This window comes from Nitritalea sp. (assembly GCF_054166705.1).
The window spans coordinates 61,835-77,115 of record NZ_JBSZCV010000016.1 but is presented as its reverse complement, the minus strand read 5'-3'; the positions used below and the strand labels follow the sequence as shown (position 1 = coordinate 77,115).

13 protein-coding genes are annotated in these 15,281 nt (G+C 32.6%); all 13 read right to left on the bottom strand.

Annotated elements, in window-relative coordinates; translation table 11 throughout:
• Positions 1-1,122, bottom strand: a complete 1,122-nt coding sequence (locus ACXIT9_RS12470; RefSeq protein WP_458056570.1) for a glycosyltransferase — start codon at positions 1,120-1,122, stop codon at positions 1-3.
• Positions 1,106-2,209, bottom strand: a complete 1,104-nt coding sequence (locus ACXIT9_RS12465) for a glycosyltransferase (RefSeq protein WP_458056569.1) — start codon at positions 2,207-2,209, stop codon at positions 1,106-1,108. Before ACXIT9_RS12465 ends, ACXIT9_RS12470 begins: the two co-directional genes overlap by 17 nt.
• 8 nt (positions 2,210-2,217) lie before the next feature.
• Positions 2,218-3,339, bottom strand: coding sequence for a hypothetical protein (locus ACXIT9_RS12460; protein ID WP_458056568.1), 1,122 nt, complete (start codon positions 3,337-3,339; stop codon positions 2,218-2,220).
• Positions 3,340-3,352: 13 nt separating this feature from the next.
• The gene (locus ACXIT9_RS12455; protein WP_458056567.1) at positions 3,353-4,627 is read right to left on the bottom strand and encodes a hypothetical protein; all 1,275 of its coding nucleotides are present in this window, start codon (positions 4,625-4,627) and stop codon (positions 3,353-3,355) included.
• 1 nt (position 4,628) lies between these two features.
• Positions 4,629-5,780: a hypothetical protein gene (locus ACXIT9_RS12450; protein WP_458056566.1), complete on the bottom strand. Its 1,152-nt coding sequence runs from the start codon at positions 5,778-5,780 to the stop codon at positions 4,629-4,631.
• Positions 5,781-5,782: 2 nt separating this feature from the next.
• Positions 5,783-6,643 (bottom strand): UDP-N-acetylmuramate dehydrogenase, encoded by an 861-nt coding sequence (murB, locus tag ACXIT9_RS12445; protein ID WP_458056565.1) that lies wholly within the window; start codon positions 6,641-6,643, stop codon positions 5,783-5,785.
• Positions 6,644-6,648: 5 nt separating this feature from the next.
• Entirely contained in the window at positions 6,649-7,944 is a 1,296-nt protein-coding gene (locus ACXIT9_RS12440; protein WP_458056564.1) for a UDP-N-acetylglucosamine 1-carboxyvinyltransferase, read from the bottom strand.
• Positions 7,945-7,953: 9 nt separating this feature from the next.
• Entirely contained in the window at positions 7,954-9,057 is a 1,104-nt protein-coding gene (locus tag ACXIT9_RS12435) for a hypothetical protein (protein WP_458056563.1), read from the bottom strand.
• Positions 9,058-10,346: 1,289 nt separating this feature from the next.
• Positions 10,347-11,390 carry a pseudaminic acid synthase gene (gene pseI / locus ACXIT9_RS12430; protein ID WP_458056562.1) on the bottom strand — a complete coding sequence of 348 codons (1,044 nt, stop codon included), beginning with the start codon at positions 11,388-11,390 and terminating at the stop codon, positions 10,347-10,349.
• A complete protein-coding gene (locus ACXIT9_RS12425) occupies positions 11,371-12,393 on the bottom strand; it encodes a GNAT family N-acetyltransferase (protein WP_458056561.1) in 1,023 nt (340 codons plus the stop codon). Before ACXIT9_RS12425 ends, pseI begins: the two co-directional genes overlap by 20 nt.
• Positions 12,368-13,063 (bottom strand): pseudaminic acid cytidylyltransferase, encoded by a 696-nt coding sequence (pseF, locus tag ACXIT9_RS12420; protein ID WP_458056560.1) that lies wholly within the window; start codon positions 13,061-13,063, stop codon positions 12,368-12,370. The genes ACXIT9_RS12425 and pseF overlap by 26 nt, the downstream gene beginning before the upstream one ends.
• Positions 13,056-14,270, bottom strand: coding sequence for a UDP-4-amino-4,6-dideoxy-N-acetyl-beta-L-altrosamine transaminase (gene pseC, locus ACXIT9_RS12415; protein WP_458056559.1), 1,215 nt, complete (start codon positions 14,268-14,270; stop codon positions 13,056-13,058). The genes pseF and pseC overlap by 8 nt, the downstream gene beginning before the upstream one ends.
• A complete protein-coding gene (gene pseB, locus ACXIT9_RS12410) occupies positions 14,267-15,280 on the bottom strand; it encodes a UDP-N-acetylglucosamine 4,6-dehydratase (inverting) (protein WP_458056558.1) in 1,014 nt (337 codons plus the stop codon). Before pseB ends, pseC begins: the two co-directional genes overlap by 4 nt.
• Between the last annotated feature and the right edge of the window lies 1 nt (position 15,281).

Below are 15,281 nucleotides of genomic sequence, written 5' to 3'. Positions count from 1 at the left end.
TCAACTATTTACATGAAAATTGTGAACAAATTCAAGATACTTTTGTGCTCTTTGTTTTGGAGTGTCAAATTTCTTAAGTTCTTTTAACCCTTTATCAATTAATCTTGCTTGTAAATCAGAAGAAGATACTAGTTCAATAATTTTAGAAATAGCCTCGTAAGGATCCATAGGAGCAAAATAAAGGGCAGCATGCCCACAAATACTTTTTGCAAAACCTAAATCAGTTGTAACAATGGGCTTTCGCATAATCATGGCTTCAGGATAGGCAGCCGAAAAGCATTCAGCCAAGGTAGGCAGAAACATGGCATCGCATTCTTGATATAAGGATGGGCACTCTTGCGGCCTGACAGGACCAACATTAACTACATTTACTACAGAAGAAAAAATATTTCTAAAAACACCATCATTAAGTGTTAAAACGAATTTAATATTATCAATACCTCTCTGGTGAAGAATATGAGCAATTTGATTGATAATTTCTATATTTTTATGACTATAGTAGGAAGTAACTGTTAAAAATCTAAACTCATTTTCAGCCTTCGAAGGTAATTTTGAGAAATGTTCTAAATTATTTTCTAAATAAAAGCTACTATGATTATTGGTAACGGTATAGACATTTTTAGTTCCTAAAATATTTCTCACCCTACAATTAACATCATCAGTTTGAACTAAGTAGGCTGAAGCATCTCTTTTGAAATAATAAAAATGAAATTTTTTTTTGATAAACAACTTAATTTTTTTAGATAATGGCAAAGTTTGAAGAAAAGGTGATTCAGGGTATATATAAAGGGGTAGATTAAATCCAACAATTTGCGGGCAAATAGAATGATAATAACTAGGACCTGATGTAGAAATCATAACATCTGGACAAATTTTTCTTTCTGTGCTACGAAGTGATTTTTGAATTTTTCTAATCATAGAAAATTTAATAACACCAAAATCAAAACTATAAAAAAAGAAATTCGATGGAAAAATTTCTTTATCTAAATTACTTTCTACACCAGAACCAAGCCAAACATGATATTCATGCTGCGGGAATTTGATACACTCGTGAATAAATGACAGTGCTACTTGAATCGCTCCACCAAACCGTTGATGAGCAGTGTTAATTACAATTCTCAAAATTTCTTGTTATAAACCCGTAAAATCTATCAGCAATGTTTTTAGCTTCAAACTGTTTCATTTTTTCTTGAGCAGCTTTCCCAAATTGAATTCTTAAATGAGAATCACTCATAAGCTGAGATAGCTTTTCTATGTACATTTGTTCATTTCCGAGAGGAATTAAAAATCCATTAATGCCATCATCAATTATATCAGAAGGACCCGCAATGCAGTCAAATGCAATACAGGCACAACCTGCTGCCATAGCTTCTGCCAAAGCATTTGGAAAACCTTCAGATTCTGAAACAAATGCAAATATTGCAGAAGATTCATAGAAGGAGTTAACATCCAAAATTTCACCCTTCAAATGAATATAGCTATCCATTTCGTTATCATAAATTTTCTTTTTAAGACTATCAAATAAATTAAGTTTCATGGCATTTCCTCCAATAATAATTAACTCCCACCGAAATTTATTGTTTATGTGACTGAAAAAGTCAATTAACTTATCAACATTTTTAGTGGGAATAAGACGGCCAACAGTCAAAACTGAATTTCTTCGAATGTTACGAGAATTATATTTAGGGAACTGAATCACAGGATTGCCAATAATGATGAGATTGGTATTCCAACATTTTTTTTGTGCAACAAGATATGCTTGTTCGGTCTGAGCAATAAACCCCGAGGCTTTAGGATAAAAATAATTACGAAGGAAATTATGAATTTCGCCAAGATTTTTATCAGGTTTACTTCGATCCGAAATATAAACAGGCATGTTCAAACCATAACACGCAATAAGAACTAAGTTATTCCAGATTTCACCAAAACTTAAGATTGTACTAGGATTGATTAACTTTAATGATTTTCTAATAAAAAAAATAGTTTTGAAGGCATACCACGCTCTAAAACCTCTACCGATTTTCCAAAGTGGTCGGTGAATTTTTACATTTGGCGGCAAGGGATAAACAACTTCTCTTTTATTTCCAGTAAGAATTAAATGAATATCTACATTATCTAATTTTGAAAAGTAATTAATTAAGGTAAACATTACTCTTTCCATCCCTCCTATCCCTAGAGAATGAATAATTAAACAAATTTTAAGATTCATGCTGGTACTCATTTAATCTTATCAAATAAATCGATTGAATGCACAAAAGCCACATCTGGCCATCTCAGAAGTATATCTTTTATAAGTTTTTCTAACAATTGAAGATTATTTTTTCGATTTTTTTCACAAAGCGTACCAATAAAATTTAATCTGTGAGAAGATATTACAGCAGGTTTATTCCAAAAGAATGCATTATTTATTTGATTTAAGCAAAACCCAACATCATCAAAAGACTCATTGGTTTGAGAAGGCTCAAAAAAACAATTTCTAACATTAAAGGTGATCCCATGGTTATCAGACTGACCAAAGTACCTACGTACAAAGGTATGTCCTAAATTATTGGCAACAGGAAAAACCTGATATTTCATACCTTGAAGTATTTTAACTTGAGATTGATGTATTAAAGAATGTAGATTATCATTCCATGTAAAATTGTTAGCGATCATGGATTCTGAACGAAAACCAAAAATATTTTCGAATAAATTTAAACCTTCTGTTATAAAGGATTTTTGATAATAAACTGGTTGCGTTCCAAAATAATCTAATGAAGCCTGAAGCTTTATATTACCAGGCTGATACTTCCCATTAGGTGTTGACCACACCATATAATCAAAAGCCTTTTTAAGATCAGTATTTCCAGCTTGCAATTGCGACAACCAAACTGGCACATTTACATGTTCTCTACCATGAAATTGAGGATAAATCAATCCATTATTAATTCCGTCTTTCCAATATTCGAAAACTCTATCATTAGGGAAATATCTATCAAGTGTATCTGTAAAGGGTTCGTAATAATATTCAAGGAAATTATTATTTTTAATGAGTTCAAAGTTAGGATTTGCAACAACTGTATTAAATGTAACGACTGGATGCTTTCCATAGGAATCTTTAAACTTACTTAAAACTTCAAACAACAAACATAAATCTTGTACGGAAGCTAAAGAATCAAACTTTAAATAAGGATTGAAAAAGGGACCAAATTTATTCCTAAAATCATTGTAATTATGCACCAAAGGTGTCCTAATAGAGCCCCAGTCATCACTCTCTATAACTACGATTCTATTTTTAATCCTTTTACCAAATAGGTTAACAGCATGATTTGATAATTTTGATTTGATATTATTTAACATAATAAAACTAAATTTAAAACAAAAATTCCAAAATTTCTCTCATGGATTGATAATTATCTTGAAATAACGTAACGGAAATTGGTGATATAAAAAAAAGCTCATTAGTACTATATAAAAGCATAAGAAAGGCAAATTGAACCCTCGGTAAAAAAATAATGAACCCTATTAACACTATCCATGGCGGTAAAACAAGAGTATTAACAAAATTAGAAAAGATAGAAATATTAAATGATGATAAAAATAAAAAAGCAAGCAAAATACTAGAAGCAACATAAGATAACCTACCAGAAAAAACAGGAATAGCGGTTTCAAAATAATTAGCAATTGAGATCATAATAACTGAAATAACAAAAAGCGGCGAAAGATTAAATTTAGTCTTAATAAATGAATATATAAAAATTATAAATATAAAATAAAATGAATAATAACGTGTCGCCTCTCTTTTACCAAGTAATTTATGTAAATTAGTACTACTATTATACTCTTCTTTTTTTTCTTCGAGATCATCACCCGTGTAAGAATCAACCTTACTTGCTCCTAACTCAGTATTTTGCGCTCGCAAGGTTAAAACGTTGACCTGTGGTACAGAAATTATGAAAGAAAATATAAAGAAAACAAATAATGGTAAACGTGGCACATTAGAAAACCTAAAAAATAAGAGAACGGGTAATATAAATATAAAATACATCGTATGAAAAAAAGGGGTAAACATAATCAAAAATAGATATTTATTATCCTTATTAATATAAAATCCCAACACTGCATTAACAAGAAACCACATTCCAGTCCAAGTTCTAACACTTTGCATATTTTCTAAACTACAAAATAAAATAAAGGAAACAAAAAAAATAAAATTAGAAAACCTCCACGACATATCGTTAGTAAGGACAAGTATCTTAAATAAAGCGCTAACAAAAAAATAACTATAGAAAAAAGCTACTGCAAAAAAAAATAAATTCGGAACACCAAGAAGAGGAAATAAGGAATAGGACAAAAAATGTATGTACAAATCACCTTTTAAACCAGACACATTTTGAAAAGTTAAAATATAGTAAATCCCCTTAACAAAGTAACTAAAAGACATATTCTCATATTCGTAAATCATCCAATTGTAAAGCGTCATACCATCCATCCCTTCTGTGATTGGCATAATACCACCCCAAACAGTAAATAACGCAATAAGCCCCCACTTTATCAAAACCATCTTTCTTATAAAAAAAAGAACACAAATGGTTATAAGCGGATTTATAAATGATAAAATTGTGAATAAGAAATAATGTCTTACCATATTAAAAAAAACTATATCTAAATGAATAAAATAAGTTAGGAAAATAAAATTTTTTGAAATTTCTTTTATTCAAAATTAACTCATTATAAGCTTTAGAATATTTATCAATAATACCTTTTTCTCCTAATTCACAATCGAATAATCGAGACATTTGAAGTGAAATAGTTTCATAAAATTGTTTATCAGTAACAAGTTTAAAAATATTTGACAACTCCCCTGCTTCGTCATAATTACGAATATCATTACGTTCAGAAAAATTAGTACTCAAAAAGCTCTGAAAATTATCCTCAGTGACCAAAACAGGCATCTTTTTATTAGTTAGTGGTGTTAGTATTGGAATTGATTTTGATAAAGCCTCCATTAAGGACCTACCTGTACCAATTACTGCGTCTGCCAAATATAGGGCTTGTTTTCCATCACTTGCTCTATCATCTGTAATAAACTCAACTGGTAACGAATTCATAGATACAAACCTTTTCATTTTAATGAAAACATCCTCCTCCTGAACTTTACCTATCAAAACAAATCTAACATTAAAACTATCTTTTAATAATTTAATAAGATTGCATGAATCATAAAAAGTTTTCTCATATCTTCTACCAATACGTGATACACGCAAAAATGTGAAACATCCTTCTAAACGAGGTCCAAACCTATTTAGGTTATCAAATTCAAATTTAGCAACCCTGTTAGGTATATGAAAAAGTAATTCATTTTTATAGTTAATATTATTTTTAAACCATAAATGATTTTCTAAGCTCTGATTAAAAATAGCATCAGCATGTTGCCAGTTAGAATGAATGGAATTGGGTCCTCCACACTTACTTAGAGCAACTTTGAGCTTAAAAACATATTTATTTAACATTAGAAAATTAAATGACTGAGAATCAAAGAAATGAATTATATCAACATTCAGTTCTTTATTGATTTTTGAAAATTTATTATTGGCCTTATAAATAGACCTAAAACTCTTTACACAATATATATGTTTATAAAATTTAGGATGCTCTTTAATAACAGGGCTTTTATTCTTTCCTATTGTGATCAAATAAACATCAAAAATTTTTGACAGAACGAAAGAAACATGATAAAGGGAGTGATAGTGCCCACCTACTCCTAAACCACTACAATGTATAATAAATAAAATCTTCATATTTAAATTATTCGTTGTTCAACCTCAAGATCAATTCCGAACCGATGCATAACTTGCCTTTTAACTTCTTTAATTATTTTGAGAATATCGGAACCCGAAGCATTACCCAAATTAACAATAAATCCACCATGTTTAATAGAAATTTGAGCATCACCCACGGTATATCCTTTAAGTTGAAGTTCATCAATCAATGCTCCTACATAAAATCCTTGTGGACGTTTAAAAACACTACCGCAGTTGGGTAAGTCTCTTGGCTGCTTTGCCCATCGTAAACTCTTTACTTCATTCATTTTACGTTCAATTTCCATTCGATTACCCAACTTAAGCTTGAACCATGCTTTCAAAACAACTTTATTTGTATGTTTTTGAAAAAAACTATTACGATATTCAAATCCAATATCATTATTTATTATTTCTTTTACTAACATATCATCTAGATCAAGATATCTGACTTTCACTAATAGATCTTTTATCTCCTCACCACTAGCTCCAGCATTCATAACAACTGCTCCGCCAATAGAACTAGGAATATCGTAAAATATCTCAGCACCAGTTAAGCTTTTGTTCAATGCAAATACACTAAACATTTCAGTAGATACTCCAGCCTCACAATAAATAACATCGTTGTTTTCAACATTAATATCAGCAAAGGAATTGCCTACAATAATAAAAGATTTCTCGTAATAGGGTTGGGAAAGAATTATATTATAACCACCTCCAAGGATAACAATTTCATCTGCATTGTAACGAGAAAAAATTATCTTAAAATCATCCTCACATGTAGGAAAATATGCTTTTTTACAAAAAGCCTTAATCCTATATGCATTATAACAAGTTAAATCAAAATTTTCAATTATAACCATAAAATCTATCCTAAAACAGATATTTCCACTCCCAATGCACTAAGTTTACTAACCAACTTATTGTATCCACGTAGTGCCATTTCCGCATTTACAACAACAGTTTCACCCTTCTCACATAACAAACCGCCAAGGATTAATGACATACTTCCTCTTAAATCAGTTGAATAAACAATATTTGCTTCAGGGTATTGCCACATACTTCCATAAGTAGTTATCTTTCCATCTTCCCATTGCAATCTACCTGGATACAGTTTGCTTAATTCATCACAATATTTAGTGCGTTTAGGATATCTATAGTCAAATACCCTGCTTATACCATTAGCATAAAGACCAAGAAGAACATAAAAAGGCTGCATATCAGATATAATTCCAGGGTGTGTCCCTGTCGCAAGCTCAAAAGGCTGAATAATACCATTTGTTAAAGAATCTTGAGAAACAAAGATACTATTAGAATTATTAAAAAAATCGATTCCAGATTCTTTTATGTGCTTTAAAGGAATTTCCAAGGCTTCAAATGGAACATCTTCAATCAAAATTGAACCTCTTGAAAGAGCTCCATAGACTAACCAAGTTATAACCTCTATCCTATCTGGCATTACCCTATAATTACTACCTTTTAGACTTTCAGATCCCTCTACTTCTATATAACTATTCCCAACCACTACTATTTTAACTCCAAGAGATTTTAAGAAATTAATCAAATCATTAACTTCTGGAGAAATATATGCATTTGAAATAGTAGTCTTGCCGCTTATCGTAGACGCACAGATTAATGCATTTTCGGTACCTCCAATAGTTGATATGGGAAAATTTATATCCCCGGGTTCAAACCCATTTCTTGTTATAACTTGAATGTAGTCATCATGCTCAATAACTTGAGCCCCTAATCGTTCCCAAACCATAATATGCATATCATAGCCCCTATTACCGATTTTACAGCCCCCTGGATAAGGAATTTTAGCTTTTTGACAGCGCTTTACAATTCCTGCTGCAAATAAATAGGTAGTTCTAATAGGGTATTCATAATTTTCTAGAAGAATATCTTGAATATTGATGCTACTTATATTAATAGTTTCGTTTTCTCTATCTACCGTGATTTCACCACCAGACTTAGTTATAAAATCATACTTATAATTCGCATCCACTAACTCTGTAGGAAAGTTTCTTAATGTCACTACATCATCAGCAATCAAAGACGCCGCTAAAAGTCGAGTAGCTGAATTTTTTGCACCGCTGACTTTTACTTTCCCGTTTGGAGTCTGGCCTCCTTTGATTTTCACAACTATATCATCTTTAATCATATCTTCTATTTAAAATGACTTTATAAAATCTGAAATAATTTTTTCATATCTCCTAGTATCGAAATTTTCTAAATTAAGAATTTTTCTTACATGTAAATTTGTAGGAACACTAGGACTTAATTTAATTAAGGAAGAAGGATTTGCCTTAAACATAACTACAGGTAAATGATGTAATTCAGCCCAATCATCAACAATATTATTTTTAAAATTACCATCATCAACTTTAGCAAGAATAAAGGGTTTATTAATCACATATCCAAAATTTATCGCAATTGAATAATGAGAGATAATAAAATAGGCATTTCGTGCTAAGCCTGCTGAGCCCACATTATAAGTTTCAAAAAATTTACTAAAAAATTTTTGCTCATATTCACTATTATTTGGATGTAAGGAAACGATAACTTTTTTATTGTATATTTTCTGAATTACCAATAAGTTATCCTTGACTATTTCCATCATTTTTAGAACTTCCTCTCTACTAGAATAAATTCTTACTGTAGCCGTATATAGATAAAGTATGTAATCATCATTAGAGCTAGGAGATAACTCATATAGTAAGCGATATACTTCTCTATGAGGAATAAATATATGAGAGGTTTTTGCAACATATGGTAAATACACATTGTGAGATATTAAACAACCCTTTGACTTACGCACACGGAATATAAATCGATATAAACAGGGGATAACGTTATAACTTAATATATTTTTTACTGAATCTCTGTAACTAACACTACGTTTCGAGGTAACAGATATAAGTTTTTTGTTAAGATCAATTCTATTATCAAAATAAAAATAATGAATTTTGAAATCGCTAATAAGTCTCAGTAAAGGTAAAACACGCCACAAAACTGATCCAGCAAGACCTACTATCATTATACAATTAATATTTTTAGAATTTAAAAAGAGTCTAAATTGATCTAGATTAGTGAATTCTAAAAAATATTGATTATCTATTAACTTATCTTGGAAATCTCTATGATAATCCCAAGGTTTCAGCCAAGCATCGAAACCAATAAAATAAGTAAAATTTTGATTTAATGACTCTTGGCCTCCCGACTCATTAATCATTCTTTTCCTTAAACCATTTGCAAATATTACTAAATTACTCATTATAACTAAAGAAAGGAACAACTATAATAATTATACATTATTTAATTAAATTAAAATACATAATAATATAAAATAAATAGTCCAATGGTGAAACACGTACTATATCATATCCTAATTATTTTATTCAACAAACTAATAAAAACTGTATAACTTTTTTTTATACCAAAAATTTAAAACAAAACTAATAACTCGATTTTTATAAGGTGATATAAAGCTACCTTCAATGATAATACAATTTCGTATAGATTACCATAAAGCAATAACTATTTTTTCTCTTGATATAATTCAAAATTACACATCTAACTCTGTAATGGATATTTTTATCTTTAAACCTTGGTAGCAAGGTTAGTACTTTTATTTAAATTTGCTTGATACAATTAAAAATGAGTCATGCTACAGGAAAATTAGTGAACCAAGAGTATACGCTATATTCGTAACATTTTACTAAAATAAGTTTACATCACAAACTACAGGCAAACTTGGCTCAAAACATAGAAAGCGTATGTGGCTAATGATTTACTTATATACATTTTTAAAACAAATACCCATATAAAAACACAAATATGATAAGTAATTCACATAATATAAAATTCACTTAGGTAGTACACCTGGTTTTAGAAATTGTTATTTACAAACTATGAAATTGAACTCTGAAGAACAATATTTAAAATTAAACATCAAAAGCATTATGCTTGTCAACATCAATAAATTAGAAAAATACAATAATTAGAAAAAAAAATTAATTTTAAGTATTTTTTTTTATTATACCGACAAAAGTACTTGAAAATTCGTAGTTAGTAAATTAGATGAAACACAATTGAATATATAACTCACTTAAATAATTACAACAAGACAATAAATTTATAAATATTATTTTAAATAAAATTCCGGCTAGAACTTGTTTATAAAATAATATTTTGCCCCTCCCTCGTCTAACCTTGAAGCAAGCAAAAAAAATATACACTGATTTAACTAATTCACACACAGAAGCAAAAAGAAAATTTAAACGAATAAAGCAAATTAAACCAATATTTATTTATTGTATATACGTAATTGATTTATTTAAATATCTATATTCTTTTGATTTACAAAAAACTTAAATGATATTTAATTATTTTACATATTGAAACATGATGGATGAAAAAAAAAAAAAACAAAATAACATAGTTATATATTATTCAAAATACACAAAGCCAGTCGTTACTCAAAGAATAATGAAAACAAATACTAACAAAAGTGATATTTTGGTTACTTGAAATAAATAAATAAAGATTTATTTTCTTTAGAACTTAAATAGTTTTTATTTGTTCAAGACTTAACCTATCACCCACTTTAATATTAATGTTAACACTTTTCCCTAAAATTTCATAGAAATATCTAGGATGCATCCCAAAACCTGGTCTTATGCTTCTAACATTTTCTTCTGTAATAATCTCACCTGCTTGAATATCCTTCACCACATACAAAGACCTGGAGAAGTCCCTTCCTTTTTGCTGCTTTTCAGTCAAGTTGTAATCTACCAGCCCAATGGCTTTCTCTGCTTCCCTGACAGCTATGACCATTTCAGCAAATTCTTGTTCGGTCATGGAAAACGAAGCATCGGGACCACCAATTGATCTGTCTAGAATAAAATGCTTTTCAATAATCTTAGCTCCAAAGCATGTAGCAACAACTGGAACTGTACTACCCATAGTATGATCAGAAAGGCCTGTAATCACGCCATACCTTTCGGCCATATCCTTTACCATTACCATATTGGCTTCTTCAATGGGCGCAGGGTAACTGGAAGTACATTTCAGCAATGCCACTTCCCTATTACCCATTCGGTAACATGCATCCAATGCCAGTTCAATGTCCTCCTCAGTGGCAATCCCTGTGGAAATAATCACAGGCTTCCCTATGCTGGCAACATATTCTATCAGAGGAATATCTGTGATCTCAAAAGAAGCAATCTTGTAGGCAGGTGCATCCAAATCTTCCAGAAAATCAACAGATGTCTTATCAAAAGGAGAACTGAAACAAATTAAGCCTTCTTCCTCAGCAGTCTTAAACAATGTTTCATGCCATTCCCAAGGGGTATAAGCCTCTTGGTACAGTTGATAGAGGTTCTTTCCTTCCCATATCGTGCCTTTTATGATAAAATCCTTCTTATTACTGTCAATTGTTATCGTATCAGCTGTATAAGTCTGAAATTTGATTGCGTCAGCGCCTGCTCTTTTCGCTGCTCTGATTGTTTCAAGGGCCGTTTCCAGACTGCCGTTGTGGTTCGCCGAAAGCTCCGCAATGATAAAAACCGAAGAAGTTTTATCTATTTTATAAGTTCCTATTTGCATGATTCATATTCAATGTATATTCAATAACACCATTATTGAGATCTTTCCTTTCAAATCCCAATTTTTCAAAAATCTTTACTGAGCCCAGATTATCTTTTTTTACAAGACCTTTAAGCATATTTATATCAGGTCTTCCGTTTTTCAAGTTTCGAACTGCCAGTTCAAGCATTTTTTTTCCATATCCTTTACCTGTGTGATCAGGCGCAATCAGGTAACTGATAAGACCTTCCTGTGCATTGATATCAAATCTAATGGAGCCTACAGGTTCACCCCCTCTTTGAAATAACTGGTAGATACAGTTCTGATCATTGATCTTTTTGGTAAACCAATTTTGATGCTCCTCCAATGGGATAAATTCCTGATTGAAAGCATATTGTCTTGTATTAGGGTCATTGGCCCAAGTATAAGTGAGATACACATCCTCCATCAGCACATCCCGTAAATAAAGGCTATCACTTGTTTTTGAATGAATCAGAACATCAATAAAGTTATCTTCAAAAAGACAGTGCTCCTTTAGCCTTGCTTCCATTTCATATCCACTTCCCTCTAATGCTTGATAAAGCTTAGGTCTTAAATCAAAGGCATAAGTGAAAATTTTATGCAAGTTAATCTCCTCAAAAGCCACTTTCTCAATCAAGCCCAAATAGGTCTGCCAGTGAAAGGAGAAGTAATCCTTTTCCATAGCAGTGTCCATGATAAAGGAAATCTCCGCATGTTTGTCTATCCAATTGATATGGACCAGACCTCCATAACCGATACACTTATCCCCCTCTAAATAGGAAAACAGAATTTGCTTGGGTTTTTTCTCATCGAATAATTTGGATACTACATTTTCAAAATAATCATCCTGGTTAGCTTTTGTTAAAGGTCTTTCCTGACGGAGATGGTATAGCTGTTCATTACGCCATTTCATGATAGCATACCTGTCCTCTATTCGTATAGGAACAATGGAATAATTGCCTGCTGAAAAAACCTGATTATTTAAGACCTTGTAGGTACCCATATTTCAGTTCGGCCAAATGCCAATCATGTAAATTGTCAATATCCTGTACTTCAAGCTGTGAAAGTTCTAGTCCTCTTATATTTTCCGTGAATAGTTTTTTGTTCTGCATAAAACTTTTCACATCAAACCAATACCATTGACCGGCATCATGGAAAACTTCTTCCAAATCCTGAGATCTGCTGTTTAAGTGCTCTTTCCAGACCATTTCCACTTTACCTGAATAATCTTTTCTTAGCCCCCTCCAAATCGGGTATCCAAAACTGACCACAGGAAAAACGGTATCTGCACTAGACTCCTTCAAAATTATTTTTCCTTCTTTCAATGCATCTGAGGTTACAAAAGGGGCTGTTGGATAAAGGCAGCAGGCATTCCTAAATTCCCTACCTTGTCCACTGTAATCTAAAAGTACTTCTTCAAGAACATCAGATGTAGTGGCATGGTCATTAGAATTTTCTTTCGAACGGAAAAACGGAACTTTTGCCCCAAACTTTTTGGCAATTTCTGCAATTTCCAAATCATCAGTGGATACCATCACCTCCTCAAAAAGTCTGGATTTTAAGGCTGACTCTATACTGTAAGCAATAATGGGCTTACCTGCAAAGAGTTTACTGTTCTTTCTGGGGATTCTTTTGCTGCCACCCCTCGCAGGTATAATACAAATGTCAACCATTGTAGAATGAAAGAATAGTATGGATTACGTATTCCTGTTCTTCGTAACTCAGCGTAGGATACATCGGAAGACTGATGCAGTTTCTGTAATATTCTTCTGCATTGACCATATCTCCTTCCTTCCAGCCAAATGCCTTGTAATAGGGCATCAAGTGGACCGGGGTATAATGGATCTGGGCAAGTATGTTTCGTTCCCTAAGATAATGGTACAATCCTAGCCTGTTTTCTACCTCTATCACGTATAAATGATAGGCATGGCCATCAATAACACCGGATTGCCCTTTGATGAAGGATTTGCCATCAAATGCTTCTTTATACCTAAGAGCAATCTCCCTTCTCCTTTTCATTCCTTCCTCAGCTCTGCTCAATTGACTTAATCCCAAGGCTGCTTGAAAATCTGTCAATCGGTAGTTAAACCCAAGTTCCTGCATTTCCATATACCAAGCGGGGAATTTGGAATGAGGAATGAGGAATGAGGAATTATCGGACCCGCTGGCAAATTCAGGTGTATTTTGGAAGATTGTTTCATCTCTTGTGATGCCATGAGTACGGAGCATCAATAGTTTTTTGTAGAGTCCTTCATCATTTGTCGTGATCATTCCTCCTTCTCCCGCAGCTATATGCTTCACAGGGTGAAACGAAAAGATGGCAAGGTCTGCAAAGTTTCCATTACCACAAAACTGCTTTTGATTTTTTGAATCAACAAAATACCCCCCAGGAGCATGGCAGGAATCTTCAATGATCCAAAGACCATACTCTTCAGCAAGTTTTCTAAACTCCTCTAAATTGACTGCTCTTCCAGCAAAGTCAACAGGAATAATTCCCTTAAAGGTTCCTCGGGGACTGGAAGTCAACATTTCCCTAACCTTATGAATATCCAATAAATAGGTATCAGGATCAATATCAGCAAAAACTACTTCTCCACCGCAATAGCGGACGCAGTTAGCTGATGCAGCAAAAGTAATTGGAGTGGTTATGACCTTGTCACCTTCTTTAACCCCCAAAGCCAATGTACATAAATGTAGTGCCGCTGTCCCATTAGCGACTGCTACAGCATACTTTGAACCTACATAAGTTGCAAAGGCATCTTCAAATTCCTTGATTTTTGGACCTTGGGTCAAAAAATCAGATTGAAGTGTTTCTATAACCGCTTCTATGTCTTCTTTGGAAATGCATTGTTTTCCGTAGGGAATTGGCTTCATCTTCATTGGATTTCAAAAGTTGGGTCGACGTGCTCTTTGATCAGCTCTCTGAGGGAATCCACCGTTTCCCATTCCATATTCTCACCGGAATGATAATGAAATCCATCTTTGACTTTCACTGCATCATGGGCCTTGATAAAATCATCTAACTTCCATTTTGGGTTGGAAGGCAAGATCGTATAATATTTACCCAAGTCATAAGTATAAAACGAATCTGAAGGTGTGATCATTTCTTCGTGAACTTTTTCCCCAGGTCTAATACCTACCACTTGATGTTCACAATTAGGCGCAATTGCCTCAGCTACATCCAAAATACGGTAAGAAGGTATCTTGGGAATGAAAATCTCTCCTCCCCATGCACGCTCCAGCGCATGCATGACCATATCCACCCCCCCTTGAAGGGAAATATTAAAACGGGTCATATTGGGATCGGTAATGGGAAGTACGCCTTCTTTTCTTTTGTTCAGGAAAAAAGGTATCACCGAACCGTTAGAGCCCATCACATTCCCATATCGTACTACAGAAAACTTGATCGGATTCCATCCTGTGATATTATTGGCAGCTACAAACAACTTGTCCGAAGCCAGTTTGGTAGCGCCATATAAATTGATCGGGGCACAGGCCTTATCAGTAGATAATGCAACAACGCGCTCTACATTCGTTTCCAAACAGGCATGAATCACATTTCTAGCCCCATCGATATTCGTTTTTACACATTCATCCGGATTATATTCCGCGATGTGCACATGCTTCATTGCGGCAGCATGGATAACATAGTCAATACCTTTGAAAGCACGGGTCAATCTATCTCTATCTCTTACATCACCAATAAAAAATCTAAGTTGTGGATAGCTATCTGGAGGAAATTCTTGAGACATCTGAAACTGTTTTTGTTCGTCTCTTGAAAATACAACAATTTTTTTTATCGATGGATAGTTTAGAAAAATATGAGAAACAAGAGATTTCCCTAATGAGCCTGTACCTCCAGTTATTAAAACGGATTTATTTGTCAACATA

Coding starts and splice junctions, on each gene's coding strand:
- ACXIT9_RS12465 (WP_458056569.1), bottom strand. CDS start 2,209: ATGAATCTTAAAATTTGTTTAATTATTCATTCTCTAGGGATAGGAGGG.
- ACXIT9_RS12460 (WP_458056568.1), bottom strand. CDS start 3,339: ATGTTAAATAATATCAAATCAAAATTATCAAATCATGCTGTTAACCTA.
- ACXIT9_RS12455 (WP_458056567.1), bottom strand. CDS start 4,627: ATGGTAAGACATTATTTCTTATTCACAATTTTATCATTTATAAATCCG.
- ACXIT9_RS12450 (WP_458056566.1), bottom strand. CDS start 5,780: ATGAAGATTTTATTTATTATACATTGTAGTGGTTTAGGAGTAGGTGGG.
- murB (WP_458056565.1), bottom strand. CDS start 6,643: ATGGTTATAATTGAAAATTTTGATTTAACTTGTTATAATGCATATAGG.
- ACXIT9_RS12440 (WP_458056564.1), bottom strand. CDS start 7,944: ATGATTAAAGATGATATAGTTGTGAAAATCAAAGGAGGCCAGACTCCA.
- ACXIT9_RS12435 (WP_458056563.1), bottom strand. CDS start 9,057: ATGAGTAATTTAGTAATATTTGCAAATGGTTTAAGGAAAAGAATGATT.
- pseI (WP_458056562.1), bottom strand. CDS start 11,390: ATGCAAATAGGAACTTATAAAATAGATAAAACTTCTTCGGTTTTTATC.
- ACXIT9_RS12425 (WP_458056561.1), bottom strand. CDS start 12,393: ATGGGTACCTACAAGGTCTTAAATAATCAGGTTTTTTCAGCAGGCAAT.
- pseF (WP_458056560.1), bottom strand. CDS start 13,063: ATGGTTGACATTTGTATTATACCTGCGAGGGGTGGCAGCAAAAGAATC.
- pseC (WP_458056559.1), bottom strand. CDS start 14,270: ATGAAGATGAAGCCAATTCCCTACGGAAAACAATGCATTTCCAAAGAA.
- pseB (WP_458056558.1), bottom strand. CDS start 15,280: ATGTTGACAAATAAATCCGTTTTAATAACTGGAGGTACAGGCTCATTA.